This window comes from Micromonospora aurantiaca ATCC 27029 (assembly GCF_000145235.1).
In the GTDB taxonomy this organism is placed as follows: domain Bacteria; phylum Actinomycetota; class Actinomycetes; order Mycobacteriales; family Micromonosporaceae; genus Micromonospora; species Micromonospora aurantiaca.
The window spans coordinates 4,736,472-4,755,403 of the sequence record NC_014391.1 but is presented as its reverse complement, the minus strand read 5'-3'; the positions used below and the strand labels follow the sequence as shown (position 1 = coordinate 4,755,403).

Sequence of the window (18,932 nt, the reverse complement as noted above, 5' to 3'; positions counted from 1 at the left end):
CGTGTGACAGCGGGGCATCAGCCGGACGGTCCACTGGGGAAGGCGCGCCGCGGCCGCCGCATCAGCCCGCGGTACGGGTGGGCCGGACCGTGCCGAGGCTCGCGCGGATGACGGCGAACTGTTTCGAGGCGGCGGGCCAGTCGGCGTCGGAGGTGGTCCAGCCGAGCGTCCAGCCGGCCCGTTCGCCGGGCAGGACACGCAACGCGCGCATCCGTTCCCCGTAGGGCGCGGTCCAGCGGCACTCCCACGCCGCGCCGGGACCGTCGGACTCCAGCCGGACCTTCTGGTAATGCGGCAGCCGGCCGGCCGAGGTCAGATCCCGCTCGGACGACTTCAGCCGGCCCACCGGATCACCGCCCGGGTACGGCTCGACGCCCAGGATGCGCCGCGTCTCCGGGTCCTGGAAGCAGGTGGTGTCGCCGGAGCGCAGTTGCAGCCAGCCGGCGGGCAGGGCGATGCGGAAGCCGCCGGTGTCGGCGGGCCAGACCCAGCCGGTCGGAACGGTCACCGGCGGGTCGTCCGGTGGCGGCCCCTTGCGGACCGGCGTGCCAGCCACGTCGGGCCGGACGCAGGGGAACGGCGGAGGCGGCACGCCCGGCCCGGGCGGGCGGTCCCAGGGGCGGGCGACGGCCTCGGTGGAACTGCCCGCCTGCGGCGTCTCGTCGCGACCACTGGTGATCGCCAGCGCGGTGCCCACACCCGTCACCACGGCCAGCAGCACGGCTCCCAGCACCAGTCCCCAGCGGTGCAGCGGGTTCCCGTCCCCGGAGGTGAGCGGGGGATCGGCGGGGCGGGGTACCCCGGCGGGCCGGGGCGGGGCGGGATGTACCGCGCCGCTGTCGACCGGTCCGCTGTGGGCGACCGGCGGAGGCTTGGCGACCGGCGCGGCGCCGTGGCCGACGATGTGCACCGGGCTGAGGGCGTCGGCGCGGGGCGCCGACTCGGGGCCGGCCGGGCTGCCCGGGTCGACGAAGCTGGTGAGGACGGTGGGGCCGAGGCTGATCGGACCCGGGCGGGCCGGCCCGCTCCGGCGCGGGTCCGGGGTCGCGTCCGGGGCGCCCTGCTCCGGCTCACCCGTGCGGCCTCGCTCCGGGTCACCGGTCCGGCTCCGCTCCGGGTCACCGGTCCGGGCGCGGCCCGGTGGCGCCGCCCGGCCCACCGCCGCCGAGCGACCGACCGCACCCGAGCCGCCGACCGCACCCGAGCCGCCGACCGCACCCGAGCCATCGGCCGCACCCGAGCCATCGGCCGCGGCCGGGCCGCCGATGACACCCGAGCCGCCGACCGCACCCGAGCCGCCGTTCGCGTCCGGACGGCTGATCGCATCCGACCGGCTGCCCGGGGACGGGGGACCGCCTGCGTCCACGCGCCCGACCGCCCCCGAGCCGCCGGCCGGGGACGACGTCCTCCCTGCCTCCGCGCGGGCGGCCGGGACGGAGCGCCCGGCTGTACCGGAGGGACCGGCCGGACCAGCCGCGCCGGCCGCGTCCCCGGATGGTGGCGCGCGGTCGCCCTCGGCGGGCGGGGCCCACTCGCTGCGCTTCGCCGCCCGGCTCCACGCGCGGGCGGCGGCGGCCGGCGGCATCAGGTCCGGGTAGATGCCGCCCGGAGCCGCCGGGTTCCCCGGTGACCCCGGCTCGTCACCCGCCGGGACGTCGGCATCGCGGCCGCCGGCCGGCCGGTCGGACGACGCAGCGGTGGTACGGCCCGCAGAGCCGGCGGCCTCCGCGTCGGCCTCCGACACCGCGGCGACGCCGAGCAGGCGGGCCGTCTCGCGGTGCCCCAGGCGGGTACGCGGATCGCGCCGCAGCAGCCCGGCCAGCACCGGCGCCAGCGGGCCGGCGTGCGGGGCCGGGTCGGGCGGCCGGGTGGCGAGCGCGGCGAGCGTGGCCATCGCGGTGCTGCGGGCGTACGGGGAGCGGCCCTCCACCGCGGCGTGCAGCGTGGCACCGAGCGACCACATGTCCGCCTCGACGCTCGACACACCCTCGGCGGCCCGCTCCGGTGCGACGTACTGGGGGGAGCCGAGGACCAGGCCGGGCCGGGTCATCGCGCCGTCGCCGCCCTGGAACACGGCCAGCCCGAAGTCGGTGAGCAGCACCCGCCCGTCCCGGGCCAGCAGCACGTTCGCGGGCTTCACGTCCCGGTGCAGCACCCCGGCGTCGTGCGCGGCGCGCAGCGCGGCGAGCACCGACAGGCCGATCTCGGCGGCCCGGCCGGGCGGCAGCGGCCCGTCGGTCTCGATGATCTCCTGGAGCGAGCGCGACGGGACGTACTCCATGATCAGCCAGGGTTCGCCCTGGACCCGGACCACGTCGTAGACCCGCACCACGTTGGGGTGGTTGAGCCGCGCGGACGTCCGCGCCTCGCGCAGCGTACGGGCGCGCAGCTCGTCCTGCTCGTTCTCGGCGAGCCAGTTCGGCGGCACGACCTGCTTCACCGCGACCTCGCGTTGCAGCTCCTCGTCGCGCGCCCGCCAGACCTGGCCCATCCCGCCGCGGCCGACCAGTTCGAGCAGGCGGTACCGCCCGGCGATCACTACCTCCTGCACCGCACTCCTCACCGCTGGTCAGTGGTCCACAATAGCCAACGGATCGGACGGTACCTATCGCATGTCAGCGCGTCCTGTTCCTAACTCGCCGCGCCGGCGAGCAGGTTCCCCTCGGGGACGGCGATCGGGGACCGGTCACCGGCCAGCAGGGCGGTGGCCCGGCGGGTCTGGAACGCGTCGTGGTCGCGGCGGGCGGTGGCGTAGGCGGCGGCGGTCCGGGCGGCGATCGCCGACCAGGTGTAGCGCCGGCTGACCATGCTGCGCGCCTTGCGCGCCACCCGCCGGGCGAAGACCTCGTCGCCGAGCAGCCGGTCGACGGCGCCGGCCAGCGCGTCCGGGTCGCCGTGCGGGAACGTCACCCCGGTGACGCCGGGCTCGACGATCTCGGCCAGCCCGCCGGTACGCGCCACAGCGAGCGGCGCTCCGGCCGCAGCCGCCTCCAGCGCGATCATGCCGAACGGCTCGTAGAGGCTGGGGATCACCGTGGCGTCGGTGGCGGCGAGCACCGCGGGAAGCTGGGTGGCGTCCATGAAACCGGCGAACCGGACCGTGTCTCCCACGTGCAGCCGCCGCGCCTGGTCGACCAGCTCGTCGCGGTACGGCCCGTCCCCGGCGATCACCACCCGCAGGCCGGGGTGCCGCTTCGCCAGGTGCGGCACGGCGTGCACGAGGTGCTGCACGCCCTTCTCGTAGACCAGCCGACCGGCGTACCCGACGAGCGGCCCGCCCGCGGCGAAGCGTGCCCGGGCGGAGGCGACCGCGTGCGGCCGCGCCCGCCAGGCCCGGTCGTCGACGCCGTTGGCGACCACGTCGATGCGTCCGGCCGGTACGCCGAACAGCCGGGCCACCTGGTCACGCATGTACCCGGAGCAGGCGATCACCCGGCCGGAGGCGTTGCTCAGCCAGTGCTCGACGCCGTGGATGGTGCGGTTCATCTCCTCCGGCAGCCAGCCCTGGTGCCGGCCCGCCTCGGTGGCGTGGATGGTGGTCACCAGCGGCACGTCCAGGTGCTCGGCCAGCGTGACGGCGGTGTGCGCGACCAGCCAGTCGTGGGCGTGGATCACGTCGTAGGTGCCGGAGGAGGCGGCGCGCAGCGCGGCCCGGGTGAGGGTGTGGTTGAACGCCATCGTCCAGGCCAGCAGCGAATCGGTGGCGAGCGGGAACCGGACCGGATCTTCGGCGGCGCGGACGACGCGGACGCCGTCGGCGTACTCCTCCAGGGGAGCGCCCTCGGCGTGGCGGGTGACGACTGTGACCTCGTGCCCGGCGGCGGCAAGCGCCACTGACAGCGCGTGGACGTGGCGGCCGAGGCCACCGACGAGCACCGGCGGGTACTCCCAGGAGAGCAGCAGCAACCGCAGGCGCCGGGCGGGCTGGATGTCGATCACTTCGGCGTCAGCTGACACGCGGCCCCCTTTGAGTTGTGGCGTCCCCACCCCGGCGGCGTCGCCGCGGTGCCGGGTGGGGTCGCCGCCCATCCTGCCGAGGGGTCGATAACCGGCGGCGACGCGCCGGTTGCCGGTCTGTAACGCGTTACCGGCGCATCCGCCGGGCGCGTAGCAGCTCGGCCACCGACCACGCCTGGAACGGGCATCCGGTGGCCGCGTGCGGCGCCGCGCCGTCGGCTGTCTCGCTCACCGAGCCCAGGCCGTCCTCGGCGAGGTGGCCCACGAGCCCCACCAGCAGGTCGTCGGTGGGCAGCCCGGCCCGGCGGTACGCGTCCAGCAGCGGCCCGGTCAGCCACGGCCAGACGGTGCCCTGGTGGTACGCGGAGTCCCGCTCGGCGGGCCCGCCCCGGTGCCGTCCGGTGTAGCCGGGGGAGTCCGGGGCGAGGCTGCGCGGTCCGAGCGGGGTGAACAGCGCCTCGGTGATCCGTCGTAGCGTGGCCTCGTCCGGCTCCAGCGGGGCGTGCGGAAGGGACCAGGCGAGCAGCTGGTTGGGACGCAGCAGGTCGTCGTCGTGGTGCGCGGCCCCGCCGAGCGGGTACGCGGGCGCCGGGGCGTCGACCACGTCGTGCAGCCAGCCGGCCGGGGCGGGGAACCGCTCCCGGAATGCGGTGGTGGCCCGGTGGTGCAGGGCGTGCAGCCCGGCGGCGTCGCGTCCGGCCAGCTCGGTCAGCTCGGCGAGCCCGGCCAGCCCGTTGATCCACAGCGCGTTGACCTCGACCGGCTTGCCGGTACGCGGGGTCACCGGCACCCCGTACACCCGGGCGTCCATCCAGGTGAGCGCCACGTCCGGCGGGCCGCCCTGGGCCAGCAGCCCGTCGGCCGGGTCGACGCCGATGCCGTACCGGGTGCCCGCCACGTGCGCCTCGACCACGCCGTGCAGCGCGGGCAGCAGCTCGTCGCCCAGGTCGGTGTCGCCGGTGACTGTGACGTGGCGGTGGACCGCGTGCAGGAACCACAGCGTCGCGTCGACGGTGTTGTACTCGACCCGGCCGGTGTCGGCCGTGTTCGCCAGCATGCCCTCGTTCAGCGTGGCCGCGTACGCCCGCAGCAGGTCCCGGCCCTCGTCGGCCCGGTTCGTGCACAGGAACAGGCCCTCGTAGGAGATCATCGTGTCCCGCGACCAGGCCCCGAACCAGGGGTAGCCGGCGACCACGTCGGGGCCGGTGGCGGTGCGTACCACGAACGCGTCGGCGGCCAGCGCGAGCGTCGCCTCGACCGCGTCGCCGGGTTCCGCCGCCGCGACCACCGCACGGCTGCGCCGCCGGGCCGCCTCGACCACGGCGGTCGCCGGTGGCGGCTCCTCGGCCAGCTCGTCCGCCCAGGCCAGCACCGACACGGTCGCGCCCGGCTCGTCGAGCGCGCCGGTGAACCGGCCCGCGTACCAGAGGTCCTCGTCCGGGTGCAGGCCGCGCTCGGCCTCCGTCCGGTGGCGCACCCCGTGCCACCACTGCCCCTCCGGGGTCCAGTCCGGCCCGGCCAGGCGGTACGCGCCGTCGATCACCGCGCCGCCGGCCGCCGGTTCCAGCCGGGGCGCCGGGCCGTCGGCGCGCCGCTCGCCGTGCGCGTCGCGCCAGGTGCAGGCCGCGGCCAGGTCCAGCCGCACCGGGCCGCCGGAGATCAGCCGGTGCACCACCGCCACGCAGGAACGGCCGTACGTCATGGCGATCTCCCGCTCGATCACCACGTCGCCGATGCGCCAGCGCCAGCGGGGCACCCCGTCGGCCAGGTCGAAGCGCTCCAGCAGCTCGAAGCCGCGCGGGTCGACCACGCCGGAGGACCACTCGTGCGCGCCGAGGCGGACCTGCCGCCCCGACGGCAGTGTCACCGCCGGGTCGAGGCTCACGAGTCCCACCTTGCGGGACGCCGGCGTGTCACCGGCCACCACGAGCAGCCCGTGATACCGGCGGGTACGCAGTCCGGCGACGGTGCCCATGGCGTACCCGCCGCGCCCGTCCGTGACCAGCCATTCCCGCGCGGCGGCGGCGGACAGCTCGCCGCAGACCCGCGGCCCGAAACGGATGTCGATCAACTTTCCTCCACCGGCAGCGAGGTGTGACATGCCACGGCGACAATGGCCGCTGTGGAGATGTACCCCGGCGGCGTCGAAGATGTGCCAGTGATCACCGACCGGTCGACCTCCGCGTCCCCCGACCCCGAGCGGCACCGGCTCGCCCAGGCCGACGCCGGGGAGCAGGACTGGCGCGCATGGGGCCCCTATCTGTCCGAGCGGGCGTGGGGGACGGTCCGGGAGGACTACAGCGAACACGGCACGGCGTGGGACTACTTCCCCCACGACCACGCGCGGTCCCGAGCGTACCGGTGGAACGAGGACGGCATGGCGGGCGTCTGCGACGACCGGCAGACGTTCTGCTTCGCGCTCGCGCTGTGGAACGGGCGCGACCCGATCCTCAAGGAGCGGATGTTCGGCCTCGGCGGCGACGGCGGCAACCACGGGGAGGACGTCAAGGAGTACTGGTGGTACCTCGACAGCACGCCGACGCACTCCTTCATGCGCTGGCGCTACCACTACCCGCAGGCCGCCTTCCCGTACGACGAGCTGGTCGCGGTGAACGCGCTGCGCGGCCGGGACGACACCGAGTACGAGCTGGTGGACACCGGCATCTTCGACGACGACAGGTACTGGGCGGTGACTGTCGACTACGCCAAGGCGTCGCCGACGGACATGTGCGTGCTGGTCACAGTGGCGAACCGGGGCGACGAGGACGCGACGCTGCACGTGCTGCCGACGCTGTGGTTCCGCAACACCTGGGCGTGGGGCCTGCCGGGCACCGACCGGATGCCGAAGCTGACCGGCGAGGAGGCCGGGGAGCGGGGCGGCGCCCGGCTCGTCGGTGACCACTGGGTGCTCGGCCAGATCCTGCTGGAGGGCGACGGCGACCCGGTGCCGCTGCTGTGCGACAACGAGACCAACGCCGAGCGGCTCTGGGGGCTACCCGGGCGGTCGGCGTACCCGAAGGACGGCATCAACGACCACGTCGTGGCCGGCGCGGCCACCGTCAACCCGGACCGCACCGGCACCAAGGGCGCGCTGCACTACGTGCTGGACGTACCGGCTGGCGAGCAGCGGCAGATCCGGCTGCGGCTGACCCGTACCGCGCCGCCGCCGGCCGCCGCGCCACCCGCCCCGGCCGACCTGGGCGACGGGTTCGACACCGTGCTCTGGGCGCGCCGGGCCGAGGCGAACCGGTTCTTCGACAGCGTCATCCCGGCCGCCGCCACCGCCGACGAGGCCCTGGTCGCGCGCCAGGCCATCGCCGGGCTCATGTGGGGCAAGCAGTTCTACCACTTCGACGTCGAACGCTGGCTCGCCGGCGACCCCGGCTCCGCGCCCCCGCCGTCCGGCCGCCGGCACGGGCGCAACAGCGCCTGGTGGCACATGAACAGCTTCGACGTGATCTCCATGCCGGACCCGTGGGAGTACCCCTGGTACGCGGCCTGGGACCTGGCCTTCCACTGCGTCACCATCGCCCGGGTCGACCCGGGCTTCGCCAAGGAGCAGATCCTCCTGCTGCTGCGCGAGTGGTACCTGCACCCCAACGGGCAGATCCCGGCGTACGAGTGGGCGTTCGGGGACGTGAACCCGCCGGTGCACGCCTGGGCCGCGCTGAAGGTCTTCGAGATCGACGGCTCCCGGGATCACGAGTTCCTCGCCCGGGTGATGCACAAGCTGCTGCTCAACTTCACCTGGTGGGTCAACCGCAAGGACACCGGCGGCAACAACGTCTTCGAGGGCGGCTTCCTCGGGCTGGACAACGTCGGCCCGTTCGACCGCTCGGCCGCGCTGCCGGTCGCCGGGGTGCTGGAGCAGTCCGACGGCACCGGCTGGATGGCCATGTACGCGCTCAACCTGCTCGACATGGCGATCGTGCTGGCCGAGCACGACCGTGCGTACGTGGACACCGCCACCAAGTTCTTCGAGCACTTCGCGTACATCGCCGCGGCGGCGTACCACCAGGGGCTGTGGGACGCCGAGGACGCGTTCTTCTACGACGTGCTGCGCCTGGCCGACGGGACGAAGGTGCCGCTGAAGGTGCGCTCGGTGGTCGGGCTGCTGCCGCTCGCAGCCGTCACCCGGCTCACCGCCCGGACCATGCGGCGGCTGCCCGAGCTGGGCGCCCGGCTGCGCTGGTTCCTCACCAACCGCCCCGAGTACGCCGAGGTGATCGGCGCCCGCCGGATCGGGCCCGACGGCCGTCAGCAGCGGCTGCTGTCGATGGTCGCCCCGGACCAGGTGGTACGGCTGCTGGCCCGGATGCTCGACACCGACGAGTTCCTCTCCGAGTACGGGCTGCGCACGCTGTCCCGGGCCCACCTGGACAAGCCGTTCACCGTCACGCTCGGCGGGCAGGAGTTCAGCGTCGGCTACGAGCCGGCCGAGTCGACCAGCGGCCTGTTCGGCGGCAACTCCAACTGGCGCGGCCCGATCTGGATGCCGACGAACTTCCTGCTGATCAGCGCGCTGCGCGACTACGCCGCGTTCTTCGGCGACGACCTCCAGGTCGAGTACCCGACCCGGTCCGGCGTGAAGCGCACGCTCGACGAGATCGCCGACGACCTGTCCGCGCGGCTGATCTCGCTGTTCACCCGCGACGGCTGGGGTCGGCGGCCGATCTACGGGGCCGCCCAGCTGTTCCAGACGCACCCGGACTGGCGCGACCTGATCTGCTTCCCGGAGTACTTCCACGGCGACAACGGCGCCGGCCTGGGCGCCTGGCACCAGACCGGGTGGACCGCGCTGGTCGCCGACCTGATCCTCACCTTGCGCCGCTGACGCGGCCGAACCCTCACCTTGCGTCGCTGACGCGGCCGAACCCTCACCTTGCGTCGCTGACGCGCGGGGCGCGACGGGAAGCCCCGCCGAGCCCCGCACGCTCACGGCAGCGGCAGGAACGCCAGCCGGGCGTGGTACTCGCCGGCCACCGTCACCGTGTCGCTGCCGACCCACAGACCCCGGTCGGTGGCGTACAGCTCGCCGGTGCCCACCCCGCGGTCCTTGGTCGGGTTCCAGGGCAGCGCCTTGCCCGTGGTCGGGTGGATCGCCCCGATGCCCGGCCGGGACACCGCGCCCGGGCCGGCCGAGTTGCGGCCCTGCGGGTTGTCCAGCCAGCGCTGGTGCCCGCCGACGTAGACCGCCGTGCCGGTCACCGCCACCGACAGCAGCGTGTCGCCGCCGGTGTAGTTGGCCCAGGTCGGCTGTTTGCCGCCGGTGGCCGTACCGAACTCGAAGCGTGCCGCGGCGTCGCAGAGCGTGCCGGGGAACGCCGCGCCGGTGGTGACCACCGCGAACCAGGTGCCGTCCGGGGAGATGTCCACCCCGCGCAGGTACGACGGCATCGACCGCGCGCACTGCGGCTGGTAGCGGTCGGTGGCCCAGCCGGAGAGCGTGGCGCCCGCGCCGGACAGGTTCGCCACCGCCAGCTGGTGCCGGGCCACCCCCGCCACCGTGCTGAAGTTGCCGGCGAACACCAGCCGGGTGCCGTCGGCGGAGACGTCCAGCGCCTCGACCTTCACCGGCGCGGTGGCGCCGGACGTGGTCTTGCGCGGGCCGGCCAGGTTCAGGTTGACCGACGCGTCGGCCGCCCCGGTGGTGGCGTTCACCGCCGCCAGGGCACGCCGGGTCACCCCGCCGACGGTCTGGAACGCGCCGCCGACGATCAGCCGGTTGCCGACCAGGCGTACGTCGTTCACCTGGTTGTTCAGCGCCGGCGTGGTGAAACCGGCGACCCGGGCGCCGGTGGCCGCGTCGATCCGGGCCAGCCGGGACGCCGCCGTGCCGTTGACAGTGGTGAACGCGCCGCCGATGTAGAGCGAGCGGCCGTCCGGCGCGGCGGCGAGCGCCTTGACCGCGCCGTTGACCTGCGGCCGGAACGTGGTGTCGATCCGGCCGGTGGTCGCGTCCAGCGCCACCAGCCGGGGCATCGCCAGCTGGGCCGACTGGCCGGCGTTGCGCACCTTGGTGAACGTGCCTGCCACGTACACGCGGGTGCCGATCTGGAGGATGCGGTGGACGGTGCCGTCCAGCGCGTGCGGCGTCCAGTCGACCGGGTTGGTGCCGACCTCTGTGGTGTGTGAGGCGTTGACGGCCAGCGCCGGGGATCCCGGCAGCGCCGCGCCCGCGACGGCGAGCGTCGCGGCCACCGCGACGGCGGCGCGCCGCCGGCGCCGTCGTCCAGGTGGATGATCGGGTGAGATCGTCATGGCCGAAGCATGCCGTCGGACCAGGGATTCCGCAGTCGGGTAGCCGCCGGTAACGGGCCGCCGACCGGATAATCCGCGTGGCCCGTCCGGCGGTCGGACAGTACGGTGTGCGAGGTCCGCGAGGGGGAGGGGGACGCGATGCCGTCGCGCCGGGACGCCGCCGTGCTGGTCTTCGACGCCGACGACACGCTCTGGGAGAACAACGTCCTGTTCGAGCGCGTCATCGACGACTTCCTCACCTGGCTCGACCACCCCACGCTGGACCGGGCCCGGATCCGCGCGGTGCTCGACGACATCGAGCGCGCGAACGCCGTTGCGCACGGCTACGGCAGCAAGGTCTTCCTGCGCAGCCTCGGCGAGTGCCTGGAGAAGCTGCGCGAGCGTCCGGCCACCGCGCGGGAGCGCACCGAGATCGAGCAGCTCGCCGCGGCGCTGGTCGGGCACCACGTGGAGCTGATGCCGGGCGTGGCCGAGACGCTCGACGACCTGGCCGGGCGGCACGAGCTGCTGCTGCTGACCAAGGGCGAGCGCGAGGAGCAGCAGCGCAAGCTGGACGCGTGCGGGCTGCTGCACCACTTCCGCGCCGCGCACATCGTGCCGGAGAAGGACGCGGACACCTACCGCTGGCTGGCCCGCGAGCACGCCTTCGACCCGGCCGCCGCCTGGATGATCGGCAACTCGCCGCGCTCGGACATCCTGCCCGCGCGGGCGGCCGGGATGAACGCGGTCTTCATCCCGAACGAGAACACGTGGGTCCTGGAGCACGACGAGCTGGACCCGTCCGACCAGTGGGTGATCCGGCTGGCCGCGTTCCCCGACCTGGTCCACCACTTCTGACCGGGCCGGTAACGTCCGGGACGTGCCGCTGACCTTCCCGTCGCACCTGGCGCCGGTGCTGCCGCTGAAGCTGTGGCGGCCGGGCTGGTTCGACGGGGTGGCGCTGTGCACCGGCGCGGTGGCGCCGGACGTCGCGTACCTGTTCACCGGCACGGCGCCGGCCCAGAACCTGCGCACGCATACGCTCGGCGGCCTGCTCTGGTGGTGCCTGCCGGTCGCTCTCGTGTACGCCTGGGTGGTGCGCCGCGTGATCGCCGGCATTGCGGTGCACCTGCCCGGGCAGCGGTTGTTCGGCTGGCCCTGGTACGCGAGCCTGGCCCGGGTACGCCACCCCTGGCAGGTCACCGTCTGCTCGGTGCTCATCGGCGCGTTCAGCCACGTGGCGTGGGACCGGGTCAGCGACAGCGAGCGGCTGCCCCGGCTGCTGGGGATCGCCGACTTCCACGCCGTGACCGGCGTGTACTGGTACCGGTTCGTGGACGTGGTGGCCGGTCTCGCCGGTGCGCTGCTGGTGGTCGTCCTGGCCGTCTCCGAGGCCCGCCGCGGCGTGCGGACCGGTGGCGTACGCGAACCCGTGCCGGAGGCGAACCCGTTGGTGTTCTGGCGGGTGGCGCTGGCGGTCACCGGGCTCGGCGCGCTGCTGATGCCCGCGCTGCCGGCGGCCGGCGTCCCCGCCCCGGCGGGCATCCGGGCGCTGCACGTGGCCGCGCTGGCGCTCGTCGCCGGGGCCGTCGCGGCCCGGACCGTCCCGCCGCGACCGGCCGGGCGCAGTCCGCGTCTCGAAGTCGAACAGCGCGAAACCGGCTGACCCCGTTACGCCGACATGCCGCAATTCGGCATAGACATCAATCACAAGCGCGGTCGCCGGTCATCGCTTGTCCGGCCTGCGCGGACGCGCCTAACCTGAGCCGGCGCCCACGTCTCGTCGGGGTGAGACGGGGGCGCACCGGAGTCCGGTGGTAAGAGCACCGTGGAGCTGAGTGCGGGCATACCGGCTCGCCGTGCGGAGCCCGGCGGAAGGCGTCGTGCCACGCCTGCCGCGTTCCCGCGGCGCAGACCGCTACCGAACCGGACGGCCGGGGTCAGGACCGGGGAGTTGCGGACCCGGTCCTGACCCGTCCGGCACCCCTCACCGCCGCCCGGATTGCCGGTGGGACACCTCTGGTGCGCGGGCCGGTCACGGAGCGACACTGAGTCATGACACCTCAGCGCGTACCGCTGCTCGCCGGCCTGGTCGTGCTGTTCGCGGCGGCCTGCACGGCGACCGGCCACGACGGCGCGTCCCCGGCGCCCACCCCGACGGTCGCGGCGGCGTCCGCGCCGGCCGGGACCGATGCGCCGGAAGCCACGCCCACCCCGCCCGTGCCGACCGAGGCCGCGTCGACCGCCGGATCCTGGCGCGTCACCTGGGGCTGGGCGGTGCCCGGCGGCCCCGCCCGGGTGACCCATCGGGTACGGGTGCCGGTCACCCCGCCGCCCGGGGAACCGCTGCCCGTCCTGGTGGCGGTCGACGTCGGCGACCACCCGGCGGAGGGGTTCAGCCGGATCACGTTCGCCTTCCGCGGACCCACACCGTCCTACGAGGTCGCCTACGTGCCGCAGGTGGTGACCGAGGGGCGTGGAGCACCGGTCGCGCTGCCCGGCACGGCGTACCTGTCGGTGCGTTTCGAGCCGGCCCAGGCGCACGACGCCCGCGGCGGCGGTACGGCGGACCTGCCACCGGCGGCCATCCGCTTCCCGACGCTGCGCGGATGGGCCGTGGCCGGCGACTTCGAGGGGCACCTCAGCTTCGGGCTCGGCCTGCGACCGCCCGAGGGCGGCCGGCTGCCGGTGCGGCTGGGGGAGGGCGACCGCCCGGACGGCACGCACGTCGTCTCGGTCGACGTGCGGCGGAGCTGACGCGGCCCGCACCGGCGGGACCGGTGCGGGCCGACGGGTCAGCGGTCGATGATGTTGTTGTTCTCGTCGATGCCGTGGGTACGCCAGTAGACGTCCCACTCGTCGTCGACGTGCTTCGGCACCTTGCCCTCCGGGTAGCGCACGTACGGCGGCGTCGGTTCCTCACCGTCCGGCACGCAGGAGCTGCCGCCCTGCGGGCCGACCGCGATCACCGGGTACTCGTCGCTGCCGCAGATGCTCTGCCGCAGGGAACAACCGGTGGTCGCCATCAGCCCGGCCAGCCCGAGGACGGCAAGAACGACCATGATTCGAGTTCGCACGGGGAGAATTGTCGTCGCCGCGGGCGGCCCCGCCATCGGTACGGGTACTCAATTCTCGTGACGTCGGTGACTCAGGTCAGCTCGCCCCGCACGATCGCCACCGCCACCCGGCAGAACTCGTCCATGTCCGGCTGGAAGCCGGCCGCGATGTCCGGGTGCAGGCCGGAGCGGGTCTCGTCGAGCAACCGACGGCAGACGTCCTCCACCGGCTCGCCCGCGTAGCCGGCGCGGACCCGGTCGGCGGCCGCCTGGAGGGCCGAGGTCAGCTGATCCTCAAGCGGGCCGCGCAGCTTCTGCTGCACAGGGTCGAGCCCGCTCGGATCGAGCGTGACGTGTGGCTCCGACATCGGCACTCCCTTCCTCGTCGTCCGCGGTACCCCACCGCGGACGTCGGTCAAACCATCGTCGGTACGGCCGACACCCGGACCCGATACGAGAAATCCTCCGCCGGCTCCTCGACGTACGACAGCCGGCGGATCTGCCGGTCGTCGGACCAGAGCGCGACGTCGACCAGCACCCCGAGGTGGGCGAGACCGATGCTGGAGACCCGCTTCTTGTCCTGGAGCACCGCGCACACGCCGCCCAGCAGCGTGCTGGCGTCGGAGGTGCGGTGCCCGGGCGGACAGCGCAGGGTCAGGTCCACCTCGACCGGCCCGGTCAGCGGGGTCCACCCGGTGCGCTGGGCCGCCGTGCAGGCGGCCTGGAGCAGGGTGCGGACCCTCGTCGCCTGCCGGTGCCCGGCGGCGAAGATGGACAGGGCCTCGGTCTTGACCGGGGGCAGGCCGCTCACCTCGAACGTCAGGGCGAGAGCGCGGGTGTCCTGCACGACGGCACCTCCTCGGGGGAATCCTGCCCAACCGGGGAACGCGCGCACGGCACTTCCCGTCAGAACCAACCGATCGGGCGGGCGATGGGGGACGGCCGGAGGCGCATCGGCGTCGACGGCGACGCGCCGGCTACGGAGCCAGCCCCACGCTAGTGCAGACCGCTGACGCTGGGTAGCCTCGCCGTTTCACTACGTGGGACGACGTGTCGATCGCCCCGGCCCGGTTCGTGCCGTCGCCGTCACATGTCCGTGATGTTTCGCTCCGTCGCAGGTCGGGCACGTTCAGCCGCACGACACGCCCGGGGCGTCGGGCGATCGGGCCGATGCCCCGGTCGTCTCGCCGTGCACCGGGGCGCGGCTCACTCCCCGGATCTTCGCCGAAGAGAGGGGGAGGGTGATGACGACAGTCCCCGACACGGCCGCACGGCGGCCGGCCGGACGCGCGGCGGCAGCGGCCGCCGCGCTCGCGTTGGTGGCCCCGCTGGCCGCCTGCGGAACCGGCGGCGACGGCGGCGTCCCCACGATCAACCTGTACTACCCGCCGGAGCAGAACCTGCAGAAGGTCGTCGACACCTGCAACACGCAGGCCCAGGGGCGGTACCGGATCGACTACCGGGTGCTGCCGCGCGAGGCCGACGAGCAGCGGGTGCAGATGGTGCGGCGGCTCGCCGCGCAGGACAACGGGATGGACGTGCTCGGCCTGGACGTCACGTGGACCCAGGAGTTCGCCAGCGCGAAGTGGATCCGGGAGTGGACCGGCCAGGACAAGGCCGAGGTCGAGCAGGGCACGCTGGGCGGCCCGCTGGACACCGCCCGGTACGAGGACAAGCTCTACGCCGCGCCCAAGAACACCAACGTGCAGCTGCTGTGGTACCGGTCCGACCTGGTGTCGCAGCCGCCCAAGACCTGGGACGAGATGATCTCGACCGCCCAGCAGCTCAAGGAGCAGGGCAAGCCGTACCAGGTGCTGACCATGGGCGCCCAGTACGAGGGCCTGGTGGTGCTCTACAACACGCTCGCCGAGAGCGCCGGCGGCAAGATCCTCAGTGACGACGGCAAGAAGGCGGAGATGGACGCCGGCGCGGTACGCGCACTCGACCAGCTCAAGAAGTTCGCCACGTCGGGCGTGACCTCGCCGTCGTTCAGCAACGCGCTGGAGGACCCGGTGCGGCTGGAGTTCCAGTCCGGCAAGGGCGCGTTCCAGGTGAACTGGCCGTTCGTCTATCCGGCGCTCCAGGAGGCCAACCCCGAGCTGGCGAAGAACGTCAAGTGGGCCCGGGTGCCGGGCATCGACCCGGGCACCCCCAGCAAGGTCACCATCGGCGGGGTCAACCTGGCGGTCAGCACCTACTCGAAGCACCCGGAGGAGTCGTTCGAGGCGGCCCGCTGCCTGCGTAACGCCGAGAACCAGAAGTTCTCCGCCGTCAACGACGGCGTGCCGCCCACCATCGAGGCCGTCTACGACGACCCGGAGATGACCGAGGCGTACCCGATGAAGGAGACCATCCTGGAGGAGCTGAAGGAGCCGGCGGTGCGGCCGCTGACCCCGGCGTACCAGAGCATCTCCACGGTGATGTCGGCGATCCTGTCGCCGCCGTCGGCGATCCGGCCCGAGCAGACCGCTGACGAGCTGCGCAAGGCGATCTCCGACGCGCTGGAGTCCAAGGGGGTTCTGCCATGAGCGTGAACGCCACCCCGGCCGGCGCGCAGGCCGCCGCCGAGGCCGAGGCCGAGCAGCCCGGCGGCCGGCACGCCGCCGTACCGGAGCAGCGGTCCCGGCGCGGCTCCCGCGCCCCGCTGAGTGACAACAAGCGCGCCGAGCGGCGCCTCGGCCTGCTGCTGTGCGCGCCGGCCGCGCTGGTCATGGTGCTGGTCACCGCGTACCCGATTCTGTACTCGGTCTGGCTGTCGCTGCAGCGTTTCGACCTGCGCTTCCCCGACGAGCGGGAGTTCGTCGGCCTGGAGAACTACGTCACCGTGCTGACCAACGACTTCTGGTGGACCGCGTTCGGGGTGACCGCGCTGATCACGGTGGTCACCGTCGCGGTCGAGCTGGTGCTCGGCATGGGCCTGGCGCTGATCATGCACCGGACGCTCGTCGGCCGCGGCATCGTCCGCACCGCCGCGCTGATCCCGTACGGCATCGTCACGGTGGTCGCGGCCTTCTCCTGGCGGTACGCCTGGACGCCCGGCACCGGCTACCTGGCGAACCTGTTCGACGGCAGCGCCCCGCTGACCGAGCGGGCCAGCTCGCTGGCGATCATCATGCTGGCGGAGATCTGGAAGACCACCCCGTTCATGGCGCTGCTGCTGATGGCCGGGCTGGCGCTGGTGCCGGAGGACCTGCTCAAGGCGGCCTCCACCGACGGTGCGACGGCGTGGCAGCGGTTCACCAAGGTGATGCTGCCGGTGATGAAGCCGGCCATCCTGGTCGCGCTGCTGTTCCGCACGCTCGACGCGTTCCGCGTCTTCGACAACATCTTCGTGCTCACCAACGGCGGCAACGAGACGTCGTCGGTGTCGATGCTCGCCTACAACAACCTGATCCGGGGCCTGAACCTCGGCATCGGCTCCACGATGTCGGTGCTGATCTTCATCACCGTGGCGATCATCGCCTTCGTGTTCGTGAAGCTGTTCGGCACCGCTGCCCCGGGCAGCGACGATGGGGAGAGGCGCTGACATGGCAGTGGAAACCACCACGCGGGCGAAGCTGCGCTGGGGCCTGCTGGACGTCGTGGTCGTCGTCTTCGCGTTGGTCCCCGTGCTCTGGATCGCCTCGCTGTCGTTCAAGACCCCGGCCACGCTCACCGACGGCAAGTTCTGGCCGCGGGAGTGGACGCTCGACAACTACCGGACCATCTTCGACACCGACCAGTTCGTCCGGGCCCTGGTCAACTCCATCGGCATCGCGCTGATCGCCACCGCGATCGCCGTGGTGCTCGGGACGATGGCCGCGTACGCGATCTCCCGGCTCGACTTCCCCGGCAAGAAGCTGCTGGTCGGAGTCTCGCTGCTGATCGCGATGTTCCCGCAGGTGTCGCTGGTGTCGCCGCTGTTCGAGATCGAGCGGCAGCTCGGGTTGTTCGACACCTGGCCCGGACTGATCCTGCCGTACATCACGTTCGCGTTGCCGCTGGCGATCTACACGCTGTCGGCGTTCTTCAAGCAGATCCCGTGGGACCTGGAGAAGGCGGCGAAGATGGACGGCGCCACCCAGGGACAGGCGTTCCGGCGGGTGATCGCCCCGCTGGCCGCGCCCGGCGTGTTCACCACGGCCATCCTGGTCTTCATCTTCTGCTGGAACGACTTCCTGTTCGCGATCACGCTCACCTCGACCGAGCGGTCCCGCACGGTCCCGGTGGCGCTGCAGTTCTTCACCGGCGAGTCGCAGTTCGAGGACCCCACCGGGGCGATCTGCGCCGCCGCCGTGGTGATCACCGTGCCGATCATCCTGTTCGTGCTCTTCTTCCAGCGCCGCATCGTCTCCGGTCTGACCTCCGGCGCAGTCAAGGGATAGGTGGTAGCAATGGCCGACATCGTGCTGGACAAGGTGAGCAAGCGGTTCCCGGACGGGACCACCGCCGTACAGGACGTCGACCTGGAGATCGCCGACGGCGAGTTCGTGATCCTGGTCGGCCCGTCCGGCTGCGGGAAGTCCACCACGCTCAACATGATCGCCGGGCTGGAGGACATCAGCTCCGGTGAGCTGCGCATCGGCGGCGAGCGGGTCAACGACAAGGCGCCCCGGGACCGCGACATCGCGATGGTCTTCCAGTCGTACGCGCTCTACCCGAACATGACCGTGCGGGAGAACATGGCGTTCCCGCTGCGGCTGGCGAAGATGGACAAGGAGACCATCAACCAGAAGGTCGACGAGGCGGCGAAGGTGCTGGAGCTGACCGCGCTGCTGGACCGCAGGCCGGCCAACCTGTCCGGCGGCCAGCGGCAGCGGGTGGCGATGGGACGGGCGATCGTCCGGCAGCCCAAGGCGTTCCTGATGGACGAGCCGCTGTCGAACCTGGACGCCAAGCTGCGGGTGCAGATGCGCACCGTGGTGTCGCGGCTCCAGAAGCAGCTCGGCACCACCACCGTCTACGTCACCCACGACCAGACCGAGGCGATGACGCTCGGCGACCGGGTGGTCATCATGCGGGGCGGGGCGGTGCAGCAGGTCGGGCCGCCGCAGGAGCTGTACGACCACCCGCGCAACCTCTTCGTCGCCGGGTTCATCGGCTCGCCCTCGATGAACTTCGTGCACGCCGTCGTGGAGGACGGCCGGCTGCGGACCGCGCTCGGTGACGTGCCGGTCGGCGACCGGATCCGCCGCGAGCTGGAAGGCGGCGACGCGCCCCGGGAGCTGATCCTGGGCATCCGCCCGGAGCACTTCGAGGACGCGGCGCTGATCGACGACGAGACCCGCCGCCGGGGCATGGAGTTCGAGGCGCCGGTGGACATCGTCGAGTCGATGGGCTCGGACAAGTACGTCTACTTCACCGTCGAGGGGGAGCGGGCCACCGCCGCCGAGCTGGAGGAGCTGGCCGCCGACACGGGTGCGGCGGACTTCGCCGGCGCCGGGTCGAACCTGGTCACCCGGCTGTCGGCGGAGTCGCCGGTACGCGAGGGCGAGTCCCGCCGGGTCTGGTTCAACCTGGAGAAGATCCACCTGTTCGACCCGGGCAGCGGCCGCAATCTGACGCTGCACGAGGGCCGCTCCGCCGGCGCGCTGGCCGACTGATCCGCCCCCGCCCCTCATCGGGCTGAGTGGAACGCCATGGGTGCTTCGGCACCGCTTTGACACCCATGGCGTTCCGCTCAGCGTGCCCGGTCCGCGG

15 protein-coding genes are annotated in these 18,932 nt (G+C 73.3%); 8 read left to right on the top strand and 7 right to left on the bottom strand.

Annotation, left to right across the window (positions count from 1 at the left end; all coding sequences use genetic code 11):
* Positions 1-61: 61 nt before the first annotated feature.
* From MICAU_RS20860 to MICAU_RS20850, 3 genes are all read right to left on the bottom strand, one after another.
* Positions 62-2,551, bottom strand: a complete 2,490-nt coding sequence (locus MICAU_RS20860; RefSeq protein ID WP_013287321.1) for a serine/threonine protein kinase — start codon at positions 2,549-2,551, stop codon at positions 62-64.
* Positions 2,552-2,631: 80 nt separating this feature from the next.
* Complete coding sequence (locus MICAU_RS20855) at positions 2,632-3,957, bottom strand: glycosyltransferase family 4 protein (protein ID WP_232236721.1); 1,326 nt, start codon at positions 3,955-3,957, stop codon at positions 2,632-2,634.
* Between the two features lie 127 nt (positions 3,958-4,084).
* On the bottom strand, positions 4,085-6,028 hold the full coding sequence (locus tag MICAU_RS20850) for an amylo-alpha-1,6-glucosidase (RefSeq protein WP_013287319.1): 1,944 nt from the start codon (positions 6,026-6,028) through the stop codon (positions 4,085-4,087).
* Between the two features lie 42 nt (positions 6,029-6,070).
* Here MICAU_RS20850 and MICAU_RS20845 point away from each other — a divergent pair, with 42 nt between their 5' ends.
* The gene (locus MICAU_RS20845; protein WP_013287318.1) at positions 6,071-8,791 is read left to right on the top strand and encodes an MGH1-like glycoside hydrolase domain-containing protein; all 2,721 of its coding nucleotides are present in this window, start codon (positions 6,071-6,073) and stop codon (positions 8,789-8,791) included.
* A 101-nt stretch (positions 8,792-8,892) separates the two neighbouring features.
* Here MICAU_RS20845 and MICAU_RS20840 read toward each other — a convergent pair whose 3' ends face one another.
* The gene (locus tag MICAU_RS20840) at positions 8,893-10,218 is read right to left on the bottom strand and encodes a hypothetical protein (protein ID WP_244879642.1); all 1,326 of its coding nucleotides are present in this window, start codon (positions 10,216-10,218) and stop codon (positions 8,893-8,895) included.
* Positions 10,219-10,356: 138 nt separating this feature from the next.
* On the opposite strand from MICAU_RS20840, the gene MICAU_RS20835 reads away from it, so the two are divergent.
* The 3 genes from MICAU_RS20835 to MICAU_RS20825 all read left to right on the top strand — a co-directional run bounded on the left by MICAU_RS20835 (position 10,357) and on the right by MICAU_RS20825 (position 12,954).
* Positions 10,357-11,055: an HAD family hydrolase gene (locus MICAU_RS20835; RefSeq protein ID WP_013287316.1), complete on the top strand. Its 699-nt coding sequence runs from the start codon at positions 10,357-10,359 to the stop codon at positions 11,053-11,055.
* Positions 11,056-11,077: 22 nt separating this feature from the next.
* Complete coding sequence (locus tag MICAU_RS20830; protein WP_013287315.1) at positions 11,078-11,863, top strand: DUF4184 family protein; 786 nt, start codon at positions 11,078-11,080, stop codon at positions 11,861-11,863.
* A gap of 389 nt (positions 11,864-12,252) precedes the next feature.
* The gene (locus MICAU_RS20825) at positions 12,253-12,954 is read left to right on the top strand and encodes an AMIN-like domain-containing (lipo)protein (protein ID WP_013287314.1); all 702 of its coding nucleotides are present in this window, start codon (positions 12,253-12,255) and stop codon (positions 12,952-12,954) included.
* Positions 12,955-12,992: 38 nt separating this feature from the next.
* Here the strand turns inward: MICAU_RS20825 and MICAU_RS20820 are convergent, their stop codons facing one another.
* The 3 genes from MICAU_RS20820 to MICAU_RS20810 all read right to left on the bottom strand — a co-directional run bounded on the left by MICAU_RS20820 (position 12,993) and on the right by MICAU_RS20810 (position 14,100).
* Positions 12,993-13,274: an SCO0607 family lipoprotein gene (locus MICAU_RS20820; protein WP_225319692.1), complete on the bottom strand. Its 282-nt coding sequence runs from the start codon at positions 13,272-13,274 to the stop codon at positions 12,993-12,995.
* A gap of 71 nt (positions 13,275-13,345) precedes the next feature.
* Positions 13,346-13,621, bottom strand: coding sequence for a hypothetical protein (locus MICAU_RS20815; protein WP_013287312.1), 276 nt, complete (start codon positions 13,619-13,621; stop codon positions 13,346-13,348).
* A 47-nt stretch (positions 13,622-13,668) separates the two neighbouring features.
* Positions 13,669-14,100: a RusA family crossover junction endodeoxyribonuclease gene (locus MICAU_RS20810; RefSeq protein ID WP_013287311.1), complete on the bottom strand. Its 432-nt coding sequence runs from the start codon at positions 14,098-14,100 to the stop codon at positions 13,669-13,671.
* Positions 14,101-14,497: 397 nt separating this feature from the next.
* On the opposite strand from MICAU_RS20810, the gene MICAU_RS20805 reads away from it, so the two are divergent.
* From MICAU_RS20805 to MICAU_RS20790, 4 genes are read left to right on the top strand one after another with little or no spacing between them, the layout of a single operon-like run.
* Positions 14,498-15,781 (top strand): ABC transporter substrate-binding protein, encoded by a 1,284-nt coding sequence (locus MICAU_RS20805; protein WP_013287310.1) that lies wholly within the window; start codon positions 14,498-14,500, stop codon positions 15,779-15,781.
* On the top strand, positions 15,778-16,779 hold the full coding sequence (locus tag MICAU_RS20800) for a carbohydrate ABC transporter permease (protein WP_013287309.1): 1,002 nt from the start codon (positions 15,778-15,780) through the stop codon (positions 16,777-16,779). Before MICAU_RS20805 ends, MICAU_RS20800 begins: the two co-directional genes overlap by 4 nt.
* A 1-nt stretch (position 16,780) precedes the next feature.
* Complete coding sequence (locus MICAU_RS20795; RefSeq protein ID WP_013287308.1) at positions 16,781-17,617, top strand: carbohydrate ABC transporter permease; 837 nt, start codon at positions 16,781-16,783, stop codon at positions 17,615-17,617.
* A gap of 9 nt (positions 17,618-17,626) precedes the next feature.
* Positions 17,627-18,835: an ABC transporter ATP-binding protein gene (locus MICAU_RS20790; RefSeq protein ID WP_013287307.1), complete on the top strand. Its 1,209-nt coding sequence runs from the start codon at positions 17,627-17,629 to the stop codon at positions 18,833-18,835.
* Positions 18,836-18,932: the final 97 nt, after the last annotated feature.